This is a genomic window from Pedobacter ghigonis, assembly GCF_903166585.1.
Taxonomy (GTDB): Bacteria; Bacteroidota; Bacteroidia; order Sphingobacteriales; family Sphingobacteriaceae; genus Pedobacter; species Pedobacter ghigonis.
The window spans coordinates 788,302-809,375 of the sequence record NZ_CAESCM010000001.1 but is presented as its reverse complement, the minus strand read 5'-3'; the positions used below and the strand labels follow the sequence as shown (position 1 = coordinate 809,375).

The 21,074-nt window shown below is 43.1% G+C and carries 13 protein-coding genes; 4 read left to right on the top strand and 9 right to left on the bottom strand.

The window, feature by feature from the left end:
* Positions 1 to 3 precede the first annotated feature (3 nt).
* Entirely contained in the window at positions 4 to 1,458 is a 1,455-nt protein-coding gene (locus tag HWV58_RS03140) for a Gfo/Idh/MocA family protein (RefSeq protein ID WP_175632663.1), read from the top strand.
* Positions 1,459 to 1,467: 9 nt separating this feature from the next.
* Positions 1,468 to 2,550 (top strand): Gfo/Idh/MocA family protein, encoded by a 1,083-nt coding sequence (locus HWV58_RS03135; RefSeq protein ID WP_175632662.1) that lies wholly within the window; start codon positions 1,468 to 1,470, stop codon positions 2,548 to 2,550.
* A 113-nt stretch (positions 2,551 to 2,663) separates the two neighbouring features.
* On the opposite strand, the gene HWV58_RS03130 is transcribed toward HWV58_RS03135, so the two are convergent.
* From HWV58_RS03130 to HWV58_RS03090, 9 genes are all read right to left on the bottom strand, one after another.
* Positions 2,664 to 3,113, bottom strand: coding sequence for an SRPBCC family protein (locus tag HWV58_RS03130; RefSeq protein WP_175632661.1), 450 nt, complete (start codon positions 3,111 to 3,113; stop codon positions 2,664 to 2,666).
* A 625-nt stretch (positions 3,114 to 3,738) separates the two neighbouring features.
* Positions 3,739 to 6,030, bottom strand: a complete 2,292-nt coding sequence (locus HWV58_RS03125; protein WP_235972633.1) for a GH92 family glycosyl hydrolase — start codon at positions 6,028 to 6,030, stop codon at positions 3,739 to 3,741.
* A 15-nt stretch (positions 6,031 to 6,045) separates the two neighbouring features.
* Positions 6,046 to 7,563 (bottom strand): glycoside hydrolase family 28 protein, encoded by a 1,518-nt coding sequence (locus tag HWV58_RS03120; protein ID WP_175632660.1) that lies wholly within the window; start codon positions 7,561 to 7,563, stop codon positions 6,046 to 6,048.
* A gap of 15 nt (positions 7,564 to 7,578) precedes the next feature.
* Positions 7,579 to 9,786 (bottom strand): alpha-N-acetylglucosaminidase, encoded by a 2,208-nt coding sequence (locus HWV58_RS03115; RefSeq protein ID WP_175632659.1) that lies wholly within the window; start codon positions 9,784 to 9,786, stop codon positions 7,579 to 7,581.
* Between the two features lies 1 nt (position 9,787).
* Positions 9,788 to 11,020: an acyltransferase family protein gene (locus HWV58_RS03110; RefSeq protein WP_175632658.1), complete on the bottom strand. Its 1,233-nt coding sequence runs from the start codon at positions 11,018 to 11,020 to the stop codon at positions 9,788 to 9,790.
* A 29-nt stretch (positions 11,021 to 11,049) separates the two neighbouring features.
* Positions 11,050 to 12,030 carry a purple acid phosphatase family protein gene (locus HWV58_RS03105; protein WP_175632657.1) on the bottom strand — a complete coding sequence of 327 codons (981 nt, stop codon included), beginning with the start codon at positions 12,028 to 12,030 and terminating at the stop codon, positions 11,050 to 11,052.
* Between the two features lie 117 nt (positions 12,031 to 12,147).
* Positions 12,148 to 13,821, bottom strand: coding sequence for a RagB/SusD family nutrient uptake outer membrane protein (locus HWV58_RS03100; RefSeq protein WP_175632656.1), 1,674 nt, complete (start codon positions 13,819 to 13,821; stop codon positions 12,148 to 12,150).
* Positions 13,822 to 13,839: 18 nt separating this feature from the next.
* Complete coding sequence (locus HWV58_RS03095) at positions 13,840 to 16,878, bottom strand: SusC/RagA family TonB-linked outer membrane protein (protein ID WP_175632655.1); 3,039 nt, start codon at positions 16,876 to 16,878, stop codon at positions 13,840 to 13,842.
* Between the two features lie 60 nt (positions 16,879 to 16,938).
* Positions 16,939 to 17,826: an inositol oxygenase family protein gene (locus HWV58_RS03090; protein WP_175632654.1), complete on the bottom strand. Its 888-nt coding sequence runs from the start codon at positions 17,824 to 17,826 to the stop codon at positions 16,939 to 16,941.
* Between the two features lie 483 nt (positions 17,827 to 18,309).
* On the opposite strand from HWV58_RS03090, the gene HWV58_RS03085 reads away from it, so the two are divergent.
* Together HWV58_RS03085 and HWV58_RS03080 are read left to right on the top strand one after the other, a co-directional pair.
* Complete coding sequence (locus HWV58_RS03085; protein ID WP_175632653.1) at positions 18,310 to 19,317, top strand: LacI family DNA-binding transcriptional regulator; 1,008 nt, start codon at positions 18,310 to 18,312, stop codon at positions 19,315 to 19,317.
* A gap of 121 nt (positions 19,318 to 19,438) precedes the next feature.
* Positions 19,439 to 21,067, top strand: coding sequence for a sodium/sugar symporter (locus HWV58_RS03080; RefSeq protein ID WP_175632652.1), 1,629 nt, complete (start codon positions 19,439 to 19,441; stop codon positions 21,065 to 21,067).
* Positions 21,068 to 21,074: the final 7 nt, after the last annotated feature.

The window sequence follows — 21,074 nt, the reverse complement described above, 5'->3', positions numbered from 1 at the left end:
TTTATGACTGAAGAAATAAAAGATTCAGCTGCCAATAATTCAAGAAGAAATTTTATTAAAACCACTGCCCTTGCGGCAGCTGGTTTTATGATTGTACCACGCCATGTATTGGGTAAAGGTTACCTGGCACCGAGTGATAGGTTGCAGGTTGCCGGTATTGGTGTAGGCGGTAAAGGTGAAAGTGATTTAACAGGCGTATTTAAAGGGGGAAAATCCGATATCGCCTTTTTATGCGATGTGGATGACAGGCGCGCAGCCAATTCGGTAAAGCGTTTCCCTAAAGCCAAATATTACAAAGATTATCGCCAGATGCTGGATAAAGAATCCAAAAATATTGATGGCGTAGTCATTTCAACACCCGATCATAACCATGCCATGCAAGCCATGGCTGCCATGCAGTTGGGTAAGCACGTATATGTACAAAAACCATTAACCCACGATATTTACGAAGCAAGGATGCTTACAGAAGCAGCGAAAAAATATCAGGTGGTAACGCAAATGGGTAATCAGGGTGCCTCAGGAGAGGGTGTACGTAAACTAAAAGACTGGCTGGATGCCGGCCTGATAGGTAAAGTACATACAGTATATTGCTGGACCAACCGCCCGGTTTGGCCGCAGGGCATTTCGTGGCCATCAACAGGGGGCAACATCCCTGCCGAACTGGATTGGGATTTGTGGCTGGGCAGTGCCCCATTTAAACCTTATGTAGAAAAGCTGGTTCCTTTTAACTGGCGTGGCTGGTGGGATTACGGTACAGGTGCCATAGGCGATATGGGTTGCCATTTGGTAGAACCACCTTTCAGAATACTCGAACTCGATACCCCAACCAGTGTAGAATGCAGCGTTGGCAGCGTATATGTAGATGAGTTTAAACGTGGTTATTTCCCGGAAAGCTGTCCGCCTTCAAGCCATGTGATTATGACTTTTGATAAAACTAAAAAAACAAAAGGTAATTTGCAGATGCACTGGATGGATGGGGGGATTAAGCCCGAGCGTCCGGAAGAGATGCTGCCTAACGAATCATTTGGCGATAATGGTACCTTGTTTATTGGTACAAGAGGGAAAATGATTTGCGATACTTATGGAGCCAATCCGAGGTTATTGCCATTAACCAAAAATGCAAGCGACCGTACCAAACCTAAAGCTCCCCGTGTACCGGGCGATGTGGACGGGCATTATACGCAATGGGCCGAAGCTGCTATTGCCGGTTATGGTAAAATAGAATTGAGTTCGCCTTTCGAAATAGCGGGCCCGCTTACCGAAACCCTTTTAATTGCCAATCTGGCCATTAGGGGAATAGATGTACAGCGCCCTAAAGCCGATGGTAAGGGCTTTACCTTCCCGGGCAGGGATATTAAAATGCTTTGGGATAAACAAAACATGAAAGTAACCAACTTTGATGAAGTAAATCAGTTTGTAAAACGCGAATACCGCAAAGGCTGGAGCCTGGGGGTATAACCTGAACCAATGAGTTTAAAAAAGAATAATTTAAGGGTATTAGTGGTAGGCTGTGGCAATATGGGTGCATCCCATGCCATGGCTTATCACATTTTAGATGGCTTCGAAATCTGCGGATTGGTTTCTACAGGCAACAGTAAAAATGTACTGAATGAAAAACTGGGTGGAGGCTATCCGCTGTTTAACGATTTTTACGACGCTTTATCCGCTACCCGCCCTGATGTGGTGTGCATTTCAACTTATCCCGATACTCATGAAGCTTATGCCGTAAAATCGTTTGAAAGCGGTTGCCATGTATTTATCGAAAAACCACTTGCTGATACGGTTGAAGGTGCGCAGCGCGTGGCCAAAGCCGCTAAAAAGGCAGGCAAGAAATTACTGGTGGGTTATATTTTACGCTATCACCCTTCCTGGGAGAAGTTTATCGAATTATCGCAGGATATGGGTAAACCACTGGTAATGCGCATGAATTTAAACCAGCAAAGCCAGGGCGCTAAATGGACAGTACACCGTAATCTGATGAAAAGCCTGAGCCCGATTGTAGATTGTGCCGTGCATTATATCGATGTAATGTGCCAGATGACTGGATCGAAGCCCGTACAGGTAAGTGCCATTGGTGCAAGGTTAACTGATGAGGTTCCGGAATGGAACTACAATTACGGCCAGTTGCAAATCCGTTTCGAAGATGGCTCTATTGGCTGGTACGAAGCAGGCTGGGGACCGATGGTAAGTGATAACGCCTTTTTTATTAAAGATGTTTTTGGTCCGAAAGGTTCGGTGTCTATTGTGGCAAAAGCTGCAGCTGCTGCCGGCAATTCAGACAATATCGATGCCCATACCAAAACCGAATCGATAAAGGTGCACCATGCCGACTTAAATGCGGCGGGTGAATTTGCAAAAGCAGATGAATGGATCGACCTCAGCGACGAACCCGACCACCAGGAATTGTGCAACCGCGAACAACGTTTCTTTTTGAAGGCCATACAGGAAAACATCGACCTGACCCGGCCAACCGAAGATGCGGTTAACAGTTTAAAAATTGCATTTGCCTGCGATGAATCGGTTAAAACAGGGGAGATGGTGAGGTTATAAGTTAATCGTCATTGCAAGAAGGCTTTTTTAGCCGGCGAAGCAATCTTACAACGGTCGCTACATAGCGTGCGCATTAAGATTGCTTTGTACCTCGCAATGACGATTTTACTTTATTAAGCATCTGGAATATTAGGCTCAACCAGTTTAATCAGTTTCTCCAGCGATTCCTGCCAGCCCAGGTAACACATTTCGGCAGGGATAACCTCCGGAATACCTTCCTGCAAAACCTTAAGGTCGGTACCTACCATTGTTTTTTCGAGCCAGATAGAAGTAGTCATTACACCCGGTAAATTAGGATCATCGAATTTATCGGTATATTTTAGAAACTCGTTGGGTTTAACTTCCAGGTATTCGCCGCCAAAAGAGTGACCATTACCCGTAGTGAAATTATGGAACGACATTTTAAAAGTACCGCCTACCTTTGCGTCCATTTGGTGTACCGTGCAAAGAAAGCCATAAGGCGGTAACCACGATGCAATGGCTAAGGCTTCGGTAAAGGCCCTGTAAATCTTTTCAGGCGATGCCTTGATCACTCTGTGTAATGAAACTTTATTGCTTGACATAACATTATTTTTTGTGTTCTCTACTCATATGGCTTTTCGATTCGCCCGTTTTTGGTGTGGTTGCTGCTCCACAGCCCCTTGCTGTTAAAGGACATAACAAAGTTGGCACGAAAAACCGGTTTTAAGTGTGGTAGTATGCGACAATTTTATGGGTAATTTAAGACTGAATTTTCCATTTCTCCAATTGTGTAAGCCTGATCTAAGTTTTCCCCTCCGAGATCGTCATTGCGAGGTACGAAGCAATCTTACTACTATGGGTGCGAAAAAGCATTACTTCAGTTTCAACTATCGATCGTTGTAAGATTGCTTTCCCGATTCATCGGGACAAGTAGTCGAAGGACTTTCTCTAAACTTACAAGGAAACTATGATACAACCTTAAGCTTACAGCCTGTAGTAAGGTTTGTACTTTACCCAAAAATGGGCTTTACTCTACTTTTTAGGTAACAAAAGGGTAAGCCAGGGTAACCAGGAGGTAATCAAAAGGTAAAGAAAAACCGGCATATTTTGGCTGGTTTGCCGGAAAATTACCTCTTTTATCGAACAGCCAAAATGTGTTAAATCTTAAACGGCTAAAGCCTATCGGTTGACAGGCTTTTTCGATTTCTTCGGAAAGTTTGGCTAATGTTATTTGCTCATGTAAAAAATCAGCTGTCCACCTTTTGTTAGCTGCTGGTGTGTAATCTGGTTCTTATTTAAAGTTTTTCCATTTAGGGTAATCCGTGCAATGTAGTTTGCCTTTGTGGTTTTTTTAATGGTTTTAATCAGCAGTGTTTTACCGGTTTTAAAAGTAATGGCCGTTTGCTTAAACGCGGGGCTGGTAATCTGATAAACATTCGAAACCGGATCAACAGGGTAAAAGCCGAGGGAAGCAAATACATACCAGGCCGACATTTGCCCCGCATCATCATTGCCACTCAGTCCGCCGGGTCCATCGCTATATTCCTCTTCCAGTATGTGGGTAACCAGTTTTTGTGTTTTGCGTGGCGCTGCGGTATAATTGTATAAAAACGGGATCTGATGCCCAGGCTCATTGCCATGCCAGTATTCCTTTTTCTCAAAAAGCGAATCCAGTTCGTTTTCCAGTGGCTTTTCGCCACCCATGAGTTTAATTAGACCGGGCATATCATGCGGTACATAAAAAGTGTATTGCCTTGGTGTACCCTCGGTAATATAAGGCTCGCGATGGTCGGCATGGAATGGACTGTACCAGCTGCCGTTTTCAAATCTTCCTCTTGCCATGCCTACCTGTTTATCGAACACATTTTTGTAGTTCGAAGCCCTTCCCATGAGTTTTTGATAATCATCTTTTTTCCTCAGGTCTTTTGCTATGGTGGCTAGCGCATAATCATCATAGGCATATTCGAGGGTTCTGCTTACCTGTTCTTTTTTATGAAAAGCATTGGGAATGCTGTCTTCCATCGGGATGTAGCCATATTTCAGGTAACTGTTAATGCCACGGCGGCCTTTACCATTCAGGTAATCGGTCGAATCGGGCATTTGGAATGCATTTTGCCGCATTAAGCGGTAGGCTTCATTGATATCGTAGCCGCGAATACCTTTGTTGTACACCGAGGCCAAAAAAGCAGTACTATGATCGCCAATCATGGCTGCGGTATAGCTGTTCCAGCAGGGAAATATGGGTAACCAACCACCTTGCTGACCTTTTAAAACCAGGGCATTTGCAAAGTCGCCGGCCAGGTCTGGTTTTAAAAGTGCTGTTAGGGGCAACTGGGCGCGGTAAATATCCCACATCGAAAAATCATCGTAATAGTTACCTTTCGCAATCACTTTACGCACGTAATTACCTGCAAATTGAGGGTAACCTCCATCCACATCGTTAAAAAGCCGTGGGTGTTGCTGGGCATGGTAAAGTGCGGTGTAGAAAATCCTTTTCTTTTTTTCGTTCGTATCGTTAATCTTGATTTGGCTAAGCGATTGCTCCCATGCCCGGCTTGTTTTGGCTACAACCGTTTCGAAACTGGCTGTGTTGATTTCCGTTTCGAGGTTAAGCTTTGCTGCTGCTATGCTGGTAAAAGAAGTTCCTGAATAAATGGTAATTGTTTCGCCTTTTTGCAGTTTAAAGCCCAGATAGGCACCCAGGTCTTTTTGGTTTTCGATAGATTGGTTTACCGAACTGCTTTCGGCGCTAAATACGCCACTTGTTTTAAATGCTTTTTTTATGCGGATAAAAAAATAACCACTAAAACCAGCAGGTTGACCCCAACCCTGATAAATGCGGTGAACCGGATTATAGCCGGATATTTCGCCTTTTTGCCGGTCGATTTTGATATAACCTTTGCCCTGATCACTGTTTGGTGTAATTAAGAGGTAAACACTATCGGTTTTTTGTGCGGTAACTTTAATCATACCGCATCGCAATGTGGCAGAAACCTCAGTTAACAGTTTGTATTCCGGTAAAATGGCCTTATAATAAGCTGGTGAAGCGATTTCGCCTGTATGGGTATAATCGGTAGCGTAAGCGTTAGGCTTCGTCTTAAGCTTGCCCGAAATGGGCATGATGGTAAAACTACCGTAATCTTGTGTACACGAACCGCTTATCCAATGGCTCGCCCTGATACCGTAAAATTTCTTGTTGTTGTAATAGTAAGGAGCCAGGCATTTTTTTTCCGAAAGCTGGGTTTGCGGGGTCCACTGTGTCATGCTAAAAGGAGGCGCAACAGCAGGGATGGTGTTGGCCAGTCTTTCGGTTTTATCTTCTACATGCTGGCTGGCTAGTGTTGTACTAGCCGATGTACCCGAAAAGGGTTGTACATATTTAATTAAAGGCTGTTGCTGCGCAAAGGCATTGGTGCAAGCGAGTACGATAAGCAATGAAATGCCGGTAAAAAAAGTAATTGTTTTTTTTCGGTTAGGTGTGTTATGGCTTAACGGAGTAAATGGCATTGCAATTTTCATATCGGTAAAGGTAAATCAGGGAAGTGTTTTTATTGCCGTTTTATGGTCGGCAGGCAGTTTAATATTTTTAATTGATACCTGCCCTGTTTTTTTCAAAATGATCACATTGGGGTTTTCTGTTTTTTCAATTTCCAGTCCATTTAAATTGATGTTACTCACATCATCAAAAATAACGGATGGCCTAAAATCAGTATCCTTATAATTCAATTTGATGTTTTTAAAGGAGATGCCTTTTGCGTGGCGCACATAAAATCCCCAGGCTGGTAATTCGCCAAACATACTAAATTCGGGATAACCAGCCTCATTTTCGCTTACCTGATCCAATTGGTCGATAGGAATGTGGGCAATTGCTTTTGAAGCGCCGCCACCGTAGGTAATTTCGATATTTTCGAGACTTACATTTTCGATGTGATGCCCGGGTATACCCATAATAGCTGCGGGTAGTAGATTATGGGGTGCTGTTTTAGGTAATGGTCCTTCAATGGGGTAGCCGGCATCTGGTTTGGTATTCGGAATATCGGCTTTCAAATCTGCAATTCGGATGTTTTTTACTGAACTATACTTTGCATCTTTATTTCTGTGACCAAGGCGGATAAAGATGGCATTTCCGGTGTATTTTGCTACCACACCCGATATGTCTACACCGTCTATAAATCCACCATCTACTGCTTCGAGTGATACGGCAGAACGGTAAGTGTTGTAAACGGTTATATTTTTAACTTTTATGTTCCTGAAACCGCCATAAGAGCCGGTACCAATTTTAAAACCACTGGCGCTTGAGCGGATGGTACAATTGGCCACATAAATGTTCTCGCAGGTTCCGGGGCGGCCTTCCGATTTAAGGCAAATGCCATCATCGGCAGCATCAATATTGCAATTGGTAATGCTTACGTTTTTGCTGTTTACAATGTCGATCCCATCATTGTTCCAGTACTCGGTGCTTTCTACGGTTACGCTGTCGATTGTTACCTTATTGCATCCGGCAAAATCTTGCACCCAACCTGCACTATTCTTAATCTTAACATTTTTAACGGTAATATCTTCACAATCGGTAAATGCAATTAACCTGGGCCTGTTGTATTCAGAAGGTCGTTTAATGGCCCATGTTTCGTCGTGTAGCGTGCCATCGTGCAGCAGTTGCAACAAACTTTTAACTACTTCGCGGCCCCGGCCATTAATGATGCCCTTTCCGTTTATGGCAATGGCGTGCTGGTTGCTGGATGAAATAAGTGCTTGTGCTGCTTCTTTGCCGTAATCGAGCCGGTTGGTGCTACCCAGTAATTCGGCACCTTGGTTGAGGTAAAGTTCAACTGTCGATTTTAGCTGAATAGGACCGGTAACAAACTGCCCTTGCGGTACAATTACCCGGCCACCCGATTTACCGGCAGCATCGATGGCATTTTGGATGGCCTTGGTATTGAGTTGTTCGAGTCCGGGTTTTGCGCCAAAATCAACAATGTTATAGGTTTTGGCTTGCGCATTAACCATAGTGGTATACAGCAAACAAATGAAGGATAAAGTAAGGGCTCTCATAAAATCTGGATTAAATTAGGGATGTACCGGGCCCATGGTTCTGCGGTATTTCTGATACATTTGGAGTGCTACTGTAACCGGACTGCCAATGGTTTTGGTTGGATAGTCTTTTCTCTGGTTTACCCATTTCCATTCCCAGTTGCTCACCTCTTCTTTAAACAGGTTGGTGTTAAAATTCGTTTGCTGGTTTAGCGACTGCGTGGCACGGGTAAAGAAAAGCTGCCATCTCGGTTTATAAAAATCGCTTAACAAGCCACTCCATTGCCTGCAGGCATATTCGTTTAAGGGGTTTTTGGCATCGCCCCAAAGGGTAATCAGGTCTTTGGCATTCATTTCGTAGAGGGCTTTTTCTGTGGGTGTTTGTCCCCATTGTCTTGCCGCGCTTACCCATGGACCAAGCATAAAATCTTTTCTGGTGGCTAAAAGCCGGTCCATATCCTCAATAAGCGCTATAAAATGCTTACTTTCTGTTTTAAATTTACTAAGGTTTTTTTGGCGATAGGCCGCAACGATTTTTCTTTGTACAGGTAAAGCATAGTTGGCCATTACCTGCCTGGTAACATCAACCAGGTCGTATTGAAAGCCATCGCTGGTTTTGCAAAGCGGTGCAGCTTTAACAAACTCATCCCAGGCCAGCAGCAGATCGTGCTCGTGGTAGTTTAAGGTGGTTTTTGCCCATCGGGTTAACGAATCGAAAGTAGGGCGGGCCTGAATAATCGATTCGGCACCGTCTCTGATGTATTTATCGGCTGGAACATTGTACACGGTTTTGCGCAATATTTCCCACCCTTTTAGCGCATTTACATTGCTTTTGCCGTAGCGGTTACGCACAAATTTAGGTAGCCAGCTGTTCAGTTCAATGGGCCTGGTTTGCCAAACATTGTCCATCATCAGTTCGTAGAGCACCGGGTTTTGTTCTATACCTTCCATACTCAGTCCAATGCCTTTCATTTTGCCGCTCTGCGGACTGTTAAGCGCTTCGGCCGGAGCAGTTGCCACTACATCCATCCTGCCAAACAGGTTGGTGTTTCCGCCAAAATTGTGCAGCATGTTCCAGATCCAGGGTTTGCCATAAAAACCTTTGGTGCGTTTCCAAACCGGTTCTATTTCGGTAGCCAGATCGAGCAAAATCATCTTATCGTTTGGTACGGCATTTAAAAGTGCTTCCGTTTGCGCTTCTTTCCAAAATTTCCGGTCGCTGTAAAAAAGCCATCCCTGCATTACCCAAATGGCTTTTGGATCGGCAGCCGACATGCCATCGTAAATTCGGGCACTGAGGTTACCCAAATAGGCAGGATCGGAAGAAGGTGGCTCATTCTCGTTAAATGTATCAGCCGAGTAAAGGTGATCGGTGCCGAGCAATTCGGTTTGTTTCTGAAGAAACTTTTTGCCAATCTGCGCAAACATGGGATCTTCTGAATCGAGAATATAGGTATCGGCAAATCCATTGGTCCAGTTGGTGGCCTTAAGCTTTGCCTGCGGGAATTTGTTTTTGAAGGCAGCAGGTACGTGTCCGGTAAAGGCAGGCAATACAGGTTTCATCCCAAGCGACCGTTGCCTGGCCAGAATTTTCTTTTGCAGCTCGAAGTGGCTTTTCATCCATGCCAACGGGAGCGGGCCACCCCAGCCATCTATATTGCCCATCCAAAACCACGAAAAATAAGCCGGGCCTGTAAAAAATCCTTTGAGTTCTTCATCCGTAAAGCCCATCTCTTTATATAACAAGTACCAGGTGTACTCTTCGCCGGTTATGGCAAGCGGCATGTTAATTCCGTGTAGTGCCATCCAATCTATCTCTTTCTCCCACCGTGGCCAGTCCCACCAGCTCATGCTGTAATTAAAGGTGCAATAGTTTAAATAATAACGGTAATCGTAAGGCGTTTCATTCTTTATTTTTCCTTTTACTGCGGGTAGGATAGCAGGTAATTTTAAATTGGTGCCATTCCAGGTAATCTGGCAATGTGCATATTCGGTAAGGTAATGGTAAAACGCTGAAGCCAGTGCAACACCACTGCTTCCTCTTAAAACAATCTGATTGTTTTTGCTTTCGATTTCAAAAACATCCCTGCCGTTTAGGCTGGCCATACTTTCTGTAACAAAAGACTGGTACCTTTGGGGTAAAATCCGTTTAATAAGTTGGTTAGACGAAGCAAGATAGGCCTGCGACCATAGCTTGCCGGCAAACAGCATAAGCAGTGCTGCGAATAATATTTTTAGTTTCATATCAGATTTTTAGGAACCACTTTTTATCGAAGAGGAACTTTAAGCAAAACAATTGTACCATTAACACCCCCGTCCAGATTCCGGCTTGCTGCCATGCCGCCGGCATGGTATTAATTATCCCGCTGAAGAGGAAGGCTGAAGTAGATTCGAAATTGAATAAGCCGTGGGCACAAACATAAATGAGTATCGAATTGGTGCCTATCCAAACCATGGGCATGCTCCATTTCTGCCAGGCCAGCACATCAATGAGGTAATAGAAAATTGCAAACAGCAAAATACTCCAGCCACCTGCAAAGAGCACGAAGGTACTGCTCCACATGGCTTTGTTGATGGGAAAAAAGAAACTGCCGGCAAGTGCAATAACCAGCAGTGCAATACCCGAAACTATTAGATACAATGCTTTTTTAGTTGGATTTAGAGCTATGGTTTTATGTTGCATAAATGTACCGGTAAATATGCCCAGCAGGGCCGAGCAAATGGCAGGAATGGTGCTGAGTAAACCTTCGGGATCGTAAACCGTTCGGTGAAGCTTGCCAGGTAGGAACAAACGATCGAGGTAAGCAGCAAGATTGCCTTCTGGTGTGAACACGCCACTACCAAAACCGGGTACAGGTACAAACCGCATGAGGAGGTAATAGCCAACCAGGATAGATACAAAGCAGATTACCTGTTTTTTTATGGAGGTATTGAGATAAATCAGGGCAGCAAAGCAGGTAGCAAGGCCAATGCGGCCCAGTACACTGGCAAAGCGGATATTCTCGTAACCTTTCCACTGCAGCATGCCGTTAACCGCCGCACCCAGTAATATTAAAATCAGCGTCCTTTTAATCAGGGCAAAATAAATCTGGCCTGTAGCAGCAGTTCCATTCTTTTTATCCTTAAAATATTTCTGGTACGAAAAGGGAATAGATACACCAGAAATGAAGATGAATAGTGGAAAAATAAGATCGTAAAAGGTAAAGCCGTTCCAGGGCGAATGGTGCAGCTGGTTACTGATGCCAACCAGTACACGCTCAAACACCGAAAGGTTTGGGTTGGTGGCTATGGTCCAGTCATCATGATTTTGTACCAGTGCGTGGTTTTCTTTGATTCCGTTGGCCAGTCCATGGAAAATTCCTTCGCCACTCACTATCCAGAACATGTCAAAACCCCTTAAGGCATCGAGCGAAAGGAGCCGTTTGGGTTTGGCCGCAGGTTGTGCTGTTGTGGGTGTGGTACTGGTATTATGATCCATTGTGCAGCTGATTGATTGGTTGTTTTTCTTTATTTTTTAATCAGGGTGTTATAAATAATCTCTCCCTGATCGTTAATGGCCTGTACACGCAACTGGCTGCTGGTAACCGAAAACAAGATGAATCCATAATCTGAAGCTACCATTTCGGCATCTGTAATGAGTTTTACAGGCGTTTTTTCGGAAGCTGCACCAGAAATGAAATAATGAGTTTTTCCAGCTGGTTTAATGTACTGCAAGCTGTGTTCGTGACCTGTAAGATACACATCTACACCATATTTTTCCAAGGTAGGTTTTAACGAATTCCTAACGGCTTTGGTATCGTAAGCATCGGTACGGCTGCCCCCGGTGTAAATGGGGTGGTGGCCCACTACAATTTTCCATTTAATTGTTGGGTCGCTATCGGCCAGTGTTTTGGCCAACCAGCGTTTTTGCGCTGTTGTGTCCTGTCCCTTTACACTGGGGCCATATTCGGCATTGCTGTAAAATTCGGGTATGAGCGGGTTGGTATCAATAAAAGCAATGAGCACATGGTTATTGAGGTCGCCATTGATGGGGAGTTTTTTAGCATAGTAACGTGCGGGCATTTTCCACCTGCGGCTAATTTTTGAATACTCTACCTGTGCATCGGGGTTCGATTTATAATCGTGGTTACCCAGCACCGGATACCAGTCCCATTGTAACGAAAAATCGGTATAAATATCTTCAAAAGAATATTTGAAAGAGGGATCCTGAGCACTGATTACACCACTTGGGTAAAAATTATCGCCTGTAGAAATGATAAAATTAGCTTTTACTTCGCTTGCGGTAATGCCCATTTGTTTGGCAACCTGTTTTTGATGGTCGGCACCATTCCGGCCCCAATCGCCCATGGCGATAAAGTTTAAGGTCGCAGTTTCTTTGGTTAAATTTTTGCTTAATGGAGCGGTTTCAGATGGCGATTTAACCAAAACCTGTGCCTGCAATGCTCCGCAGGTAAGTAAAGAAAGGAATAGTAGTAAATTTTTAGCCATGAAGATAAGTTTAGGAAATGAAAAACGGAAGGCCATTGGCTTCAATGGAAAGAAGAAAAATGGGAATTTCTCAGGGCTAAAAGCTAGAGAAATTCCCAATCATGTTTAAACCGCCAGTTAGTTATATCCGGGATTTTGTGCCAGGGTATTGTTGGTAGCAATAGCTGTACTCGGAATCGGGAATATACGGCGATAAGTATCGGTATTGGTTTTCGATAAACCGTAGGCATTCTCGAATTTTCCAAATCTGATCATATCGTTGCGGTGCCAGGTTTCCCAGGTAAACTCTTTTGAACGCTCATTGTACAAGACATCTAAAGTTAAGGCACCAAGCGGTGCAGATGTGGTACGGTTGCTCCTTACACTGTTTACCAGACCTAATGCCGTGGCACCTAATGTTGGCGTGCCACCTCTGAAAATGGCCTCAGCTTTCATTAATATGATATCTGAATAACGGAACAAGGGCATGTCGTTGTTTTGGTTACGGTTGGTTGGGTTGGTGTAATCGGGTAAAAATTTAATGTTTCTGTAGCCGGTATTCCATGCAATTTCATCCTTGCCCAAATCGTAAGAACCTGCGCCTAAACGCGAGCTGCTTAACGGAGTTAAATTTAGCGCATAAGTTAAGGCCCCAGCTGGCGCACTTCCGGTGTAAAACTGATCGTAACCTAAATTCGTGGTGCTCACCATAATCGGACTTCCATCTGGCCAGTATTGCGGGCCGGTAAGCCATTGTTTATTTCTGATGTCGTTTGCATCGTTAAAATTGGCATAAAACTCGGTTGTGGTCATTCTTGGCCCACTTGGTTTGTTGTTAGCCAACCCATTACCACTGCTTTGGTTCATAACCGGGTTGGTAAATGAGCCAGCTGTAGAGCCTGAGTACGCATAGCGGATGCCCAGGTTCCGGTTTAAATCGTAACGGGCCAAAAACATATTACCCGAGCTGGTTGCCGCATCAAACGGAATGGCAAAAATAAACTCCTTTTGCGTTGGCCCGTTGGTGGGGTAAAACATTTGCAAATAGGTAGACATGGGTTCTATAGCATACAAACCCGAGCTGATCATTTGGTCGCAGGCAGCTATACAGTCATCGTAACGCGCTGTGCCGGTATATACAGCTGCATTCAGGTACATTTTTGCCAATATAGAATAGGCCAGGTATTTGGTTGGTAAACCATAGGTTGCCATACCAGAAGTGGATTTTAAATATGGGATAGCCGCTTTAAGCTCACTTTCAATATAACTGAAAACCTGTGCCCTTGGCGAATTTGTTTTCAATGCTGTAGCACCATATAGCGTATCTAACGGAACATTACCATATAAATCCATCATCATAAAGTATGATAAGGCACGCATGGTTTTTAATTCTGCAATGTTGGTGCTTTTTGCTGCACCCGCTGGCGCTGATTGGCTAATAATTGAAATGGTTTGATTGGCGGTACCAATAATGTTGGTTAGGTACGACCAGCCTGCTGCAACCCAGGCATTATCTTTTGTCCAGGTGTGGCGATGTAATTCGAGGTACTTATTCCCGTCAATCCAATCGGAAGCAAAGATAGGCAGCACCGATTCGTCTGTTGAGCAGCTTTGCAAAAAGAAATAAGTGGTGGCATAATCGCTTCTTAAATTGATATATACCGCCCCCGATGCCGATGTTAACTGTGCTGCTGTTTGGGGATAGGTTTCTGGTGTAAGTTCTGATGTAACGGGTACCTCTAGTTTTTGGCAGGAGGTGAATATTAATGCCCCGGTAAGCGCAAATAATATTCCAAATAATATCTTTTTCATGTCCTTAAAATTTGTGTTTTAAAATGATGCGTTAAGACCTAGTAAGAAAGTGCGGGTTTTAGGGTAGAAGTTGTTGTAATCTATACCCGGGGCAGCACCGCCTTGATTAATCTCAGGATCAATTCCCTTGTATCCGGTAATGGTAAATAAGTTATTGGTTGAAAAATAAATTCTAACATTATTTACATACTTAACCGGATTTTTAAAATTGTAGCCTAAAGTTGCATTATCCAAACGCACATAAGAACCATTTTCGATATAGCGGTCTGAGTAGAACGAGTTTCTGGTATCCGTAACTTTATCGTCGGCAGCGCTGTTTAGTATGTTATTAACTGCTGCACCTGCGGTGTAAGATAAATCTGCTTTGGTGGCGTTAAATATTTTATTGCCAAAGGTTCCCCTTAAAAAGATGTTCAGCTCAAATTCTTTATACTTGAAGGTATTGCTCCAGCCCATTAACACTTTCGGCTGTGCATTGCCCAGGTAAAAATAATCGGTACCGATGCCCGGAGTGGTTGTTGTGGAACCATCGCGTTTATAAAATAATGAATTACCACTGGCATCTTTACCTGCATATTTTAGGGTAAAAAACTGGCCAAGTGGGTAACCCACTTTCAGGATTTGTAAAGTTGCATTGGTTTGTCCCGGTCCTTCAGGATCTGAGTAACGAACAGAATCGGCATTAGAGATAGGGCCTTGCAAGCTGGTAATTTTGTTTTTATTGTAAGCCATGTTAATGCTGCTCATCCATGAGAAACTTTTGGTAGTAACCGGTGATACATTTAAGCTTACTTCGATACCCTTATTGTTGATGCTACCACCGTTTGCCCATAATCTACCACCCGGAACAAGGGCTGAAGGTACATTATACTGAAAAAGCATACCATTGGTGTTTTTATCATATACATCTACACTACCTGTAATTTTGTTGTTCAGAAATCCGAAATCAACACCAAGGTTTTTGGTCGATGTTCTTTCCCACTTCAAATCGGGGTTTGCGCCTTGTATTGGTGCATAGGCTGCTGCCTGAACGCCATTATTGTAGTAAGTACCACTAATGCCATAAATTAACTGTCCGTTATAGGCACCAATACCCGATGAGTTTCCGGTAACACCATAACTGGCACGGATTTTTAAATCACTAACAAAAGATTGTCCTTTCATAAAACCTTCTTCGCTTATCCTCCAGGCTAAACCAACAGATGGGAAATAACCCCATTGGTTATTTTTACCAAAGGCTGAGCTTCCGTCACGTCTGATTGAACCTTGCAAAAGGTATTTACCTTTGTAGTTATAGTTTAACCTGAAAAAGTCAGAGATCAACAAAATTCGGGCATAGGTAAGGTCGTTTCCTAAATTAATGCGGTAAGACGGAATGGCATAGGGATTACCCAAAGTAAGGTTTTGAAAGCCAACATAATCGGTTGGGAAATTTGTGCTCGAAGTTTGAAAACCATCACCAACAATATTATCCTGATAGCTATAGCCCAGTACAGCATTTAAGGTGTGGTCGCCAATTTTCTTATCCCAGGTTAAGAAGGTTTCTAATATTTTATTGGTGTTTTCGAAGGTGCTTCTTAAAGCCGAACCGTTGGTGCCAAATACACCGCCAATAAGAGTGTGTGCAATGCCAATACCTGGATCGGGATTGTTATAAAAGTTCGATGTTGGGTATTTTCCAAAATAACTGCTGTAGAACTCGCCGTGGTTAGCGGTTGTTTTTTGGTAAGAAAGGTTAATGTTGTAGGTAAAACCGAAAGGCAGTTTAACTTCCGTATTAAAGCCACCAATTAAAACGTTGTATTTTGTTTCATCCTGTGCATTATCGGCAATAGCCAAAGGATTAAAGTAACCTGTGTTGTTCAGGTTTTCGAAGTAAGTTCCATCTGCATTGAAAATTGGAGAAACCGGTAAGCGTTTTGCTGCCTGTAGCAATACAATGTTTTGTAATGGTTCGTTAATAGATTTGCTACTTGAGTTAGACAGGTTTAAACTGAATTTTACTTTATCATTAAAGGCATACTGATCGATGTTTAACCGGCCAATAATACGGTTTAATGAACTTTTAGATAAAATACCTTCTTTGTTAAAGTAGTTTAAGCTGGCGCTGTAGTTACTGTGATCGGTACCTCCGCTAAAAGAAAGGTTATGGTTTTGCGAATAAGCTGTAGAACGCTCAATGGCTTTCATCCAGTTTACATTTTCGCCTTTATCATCATTTGGCGAAAATGCTACCTTGTTAGCGGTAAGGTAAGTTCTTAATTGATCGGCATTCATTAAATCAAGCTGATTACTTACTTTTTCGGCAGCTACATAGCCACTGTAGTTTAACTGTGGCTTGCCTGATTTACCACGTTTAGTAGTTACTATGATTACACCACTAGCCGCACGGTTACCATAAATAGCAGTTGCTGCAGCATCTTTCAACACATCGATAGATGCAATATCGGCAGGCGCTATCGCTGCAATATCGGCTCCGGGAATACCATCAATTACATAAAAGGGTGCTCCAGGACTGTTAATGGTAGATGCACCACGTAAAATTACTGCCGCAGGTTTGTTTGGGTCTCCGCTGGCGCTAATGTTCAGACCCGGAACTTTACCTTGTAGCAACTGGCCAACATCTGCAATTGCGCCTTTATTTAATTCTTCGGGTTTTACCGAAGTAATGGCACTTGATAGGCCCTTGCGCGAGCCTTTTCCGTATCCTACTACAACAACGTCTGTAAGTGAGGTATTGGCTTCGCTAATGGTTACTTTGTAGTTAGAACCTGTACCTATGGTGAGTTCCTTAGGCTCGTAACCCATAAAGGTAAAAACAAGTTTGTCGCCGGTTTTTGCGGTAATACTAAATGCGCCCTTGTCGCCGGTAACGGTAACCTTATTGGTTCCTTTGACCGAAACGGAGGCCCCTATTATAGGCATATTGGCATTATCCAATAAGTTTCCTGTAATTTTTCGTTCAGTTTGCGCAAAGGCAACGTTGAACGATTGGCTGATAAGCAGAAAGAGCAAAATAATGCAGCCATAATTTAAGCTTTTGAATTTTGATTTCATGATTCTTGTAGCATTAGGTTCATAATTTGGTTTGTTAGTTTGGTATATTAATATTTGGTTTTAAAACTTAATGCTGGTAGGAAGATATTTAGCCACAAGAGCTTCGTAGTATGGTTTTAGTTCGGCCCAGCTTTTTTGGTTGGGGTTTTTCGAATAGAGGTCGTATGGATTAAACAGTCTTACCCATTTAAACATCTCGTGGTCTTTTTCGCTCATCAAATGATCGTAGGCATTTTCGCGGTGCTGGGCATAAAAAGAGTGGTACCTGAGCATGTACAAACCCGCCTCTGGAATGTAGGGTTTCATCATGTGGTACACATATTCATCGTGCCCCCACGACATGTGCACGTTATCCAAACCACAGTTTTGGGTATATACGCCCAATTTGGTTTGATACGTAGGGTTGTTAATATCAGGGTTAAGTTTAAAGAATTCGGGGTATACAATTTTATCCGAATAGGCGCAGCCAACCGGGAAAGTATCGCCTACTACTGCCCATTGTGGTTCTCCGTACAGACAAAGCACTTTTCCCATGTCGTGTATCAGGCCTACCAGCACCATCCAATCGGGGTGCCCATCGTTTCGAATCGCTTCCGACGTTTGTAAAAGATGCTGCATCTGGTCCAGGTCGGTATCAGGGTCAGAATCATCAACCAGTTTATTCAGGAAATCAAAAGCACTCCAAACGGGCATTTCTTCTTTATCGAATTTCAGGTATTCAGCTTTTTTCTGCTGAACAAAATCATAAGTCTGGTAAGTGTGGTTTAATTTGTAAAATTCCTTTACGCCATCTTTCTCCGTTTCCTCATAATTTCTGAACTGCTCTTCTTTTTTATCCGCATTAATACTTGTCGGATCCGGGTAGCGGATTAAGATATCCTCTTCCCATTGATCAAGATTTTTCAATGGATTCTGATTGTCCTTCGAAAGGGTGTTTTCGTTGCTCATAAGACTAGAAATGATTTGGTTAAACAATATGCTTTGGTTGTATAAAGTTGAGTTTTTGAAAAGTTAAACTTTTATGTTTGGCCAATTTTATTTACTTAAACGATTACGTAAATTTTTATTTTTTGTTTGTTAATGTTTGATATACAGTTATTTATTTGTATTTTAGATAGGGGACTGAGCATAGCAGCCAATCATGAAATACAAATATTAAATAACCGTTATTGTTACGATTATTTTGTATTTTCGTATACACTGAGCGGATTAGTTGCTTGCAGCAGTTCATCCGTAATTGATAACCAAATAGTTTACCCTGTAAGAGAAATGCATCAGGTTTAGCCTGTTGTATTTAAGCTTTTTCTTTTTTATCTAGGCCCCGAAATCCAGCCATTAGAATTGCTTAGGAGGTGCTGTAAAAAATCGGAGGAATGGCTGTGTGGTTGTCGATAAATCAAACAAGAACTAACAATACTTAAGGAATTAAAGATGTCGGGAGAGGTTAATATCAAAAGGCTTGCGCAGGAGTTGAATATCTCTATTGCCACGGTTTCTAAGGCGCTGAATGATAGCTATGAGATTAGCTTAAAAACAAAGACCAGGGTGTGGACACTTGCTAAAGAACTGAACTACACACCAAACCCCGCGGCAAGTAACCTCAGGAGTAACAAAACCAAAACCATTGCAGTAATTATTCCCTGCGTAGCCAATAACTTTTTCTCGCTGGCCATTAAGGGAATTGAAGAAATAGCGAGGCAATATGGCCACCACGTGCTCATTTACCAAACGCACGAAGATACCGAAATGGAAATGTCGTTTACCAATAGTCTGCTCAATGGCAGGGTAGATGGGATTTTAACATCGGTATCGAGCAACGAATACAACAATGAATATTACAAGAACCTGGTTAATAAGATTCCGATGGTATTTTTCGACCGGGTTTACGAAGAACTCGATACTTTTAAGGTAACCACCGATGATTACCAGATCTCGTACACGGCTACCGAACACCTGATTGAACGCGGCTGTTCTAAAATTGCCTATTTATACGGGCTCGAAAAACTCCCTGCGGGCAGGGCCAGGTATGCAGGCTATTGTGATGCCCTGCAGGCACATGGTTTGGTGCAAAGCGAAGCACTGGTGGTACATTATAGCGAAGATGAAACAACCAACCTGCAAAACATCCGCACTTTGTTTGAACAGCAGGCACCCGATGGGCTTTTCTCGTCGATAGAAGAGTTTATTATACCGGCCTATTCGGCTTGTCAGGAATTGCAGTTGCAGATTCCGCAGGATGTTAAAATCCTCAGCTTTTGCAATATGAGCTCTGCCAAACTGCTTAACCCTTCGTTAACCACCATTACACAACCTGCATTCGAAATCGGAAATGAGGCTGCAAAATGCCTGTTCAAAGTTCTAAATAAAAGGGGAATTGGCGATGATAAAGATATTGTACTCAAATCTACACTGATTAAAAGAGCATCGACAGGAGGTTAATTACGGCCTGTTTTTGGGCAGTATGTCCGAAAACGTTTACGTAATTAAATAAAAGCTTTAAGGCTTTAACCCTGGGGATTTTTTCTGAATTTTAAAAAAACCAAATATAATCATCCCTTTTATGAACCACCTTTCCGTGCTCGATTGTACCGTATTTTTTATCTATTTTATTATTGTATCTACTTATGGCTACTGGGTTTATCGCAGTAAAAAGAAGAAACAAACCGATACCAAAGATTATTTTCTGGCCGAAGGTTCGCTAACCTGGTGGGCAATAGGGGCATCTATTATCGCCTCTAATATTTCTGCAGAGCACTTTATAGGCATGTCGGGTTCGGGCTTTGCCATGGGACTTGCCATTGCCAGTTACGAGTGGATGGCTGCCGCTACGCTGATTATTGTAGCGGTGTATTTTCTGCCCATTTACCTGAAGAACAAGATTTACACCATGCCGCAGTTTCTCTCTACGCGCTATAACAATACGGTAAGCACCTTAATGGCTGTTTTTTGGTTGCTGGTGTATGTATTTGTAAACTTAACTTCTATTTTCTTTCTGGGCGCTATTGCCATCGAAACTATTACCGGCATTCCGTTTAATACCTGCATTGTATTTCTGGCTATTTTTTCGGCCATTATTACCCTGGGGGGCATGAAAGTGATTGGTTACACCGATGTAATCCAGGTGTTTGTGCTGGTTATAGGCGGATTGATTACCTGTTACATGGCCTTAAAACTGGTGGCAGAGAAACTCGATACGCATACAGTACTAGGCGCGCTTCCGCTTTTAAAAAGCGAGGCGTCAGACCATTTTCATATGATTTTTTCGAAGGGCGATAAGTTTTACAACGAGCTGCCCGGTATTGCCGTGCTGGTTGGAGGCCTTTGGATCAATAACTTGAACTATTGGGGCTGTAATCAATACATTGTGCAGCGTGCATTGGGAGCCGATTTAAAAACCGGCAGGAACGGATTAATCTTTGCTGCCTTTCTTAAATTACTGATCCCGGTAATTGTGGTTATTCCGGGTATTGCAGCCTTTGTACTCTATCAGCGTGGCTATTTTCAAGCCGAAATGCTCGATGCTGCGGGTGTGGTGAAGCCCGATCACGCTTATCCAGTATTGATGAATTTGTTGCCTGCAGGCATAAAAGGCCTGGCTTTTGCGGCCTTAACTGCGGCTATTGTGGCTTCGCTTGCCGGAAAATCGAATAGTATTGCCACCATTTTTACACTCGATATCTATAAAAAATACATCAAACCCGAAGCCTCTGAACGCAGGTTGGTAGCTGTGGGCCGCTGGTCGGTGGTGCTGGCTTCGCTTATCGCCATTGTGGTAGCGCCAACTTTAAGAAGTTTCGATCAGGTTTATCAGTTTATACAAGAGTATGTTGGTTTTATTTCGCCTGGCATATTTGCCATTTTCCTTTTGGGCTTTTTCTGGAAAAGAACAACCTCGCGTGCTGCACTTGCTGCCGCCATGGTAACCATACCCTTGTCGGTTTTCTTTAAATTTCTGCCCACAATTAGTAACGGGTTAATTGGTAACATCCCTTTCCTGAACCGGATGTCGTGGGTTTTTTGTATCGTCATTTTACTGATGATCGTGGTAACACTTACCGATCCGAAGAGCAAAGACAATGAACAAGGGCTCGAAATAGACCGCTCCATGTTTAAGGTTAGCCCTGCATTTGCAGTATGCTCGGTAATTATCTGTGGTATTCTGGCTGCGCTGTACATTGTGTTCTGGTAATTGGCCC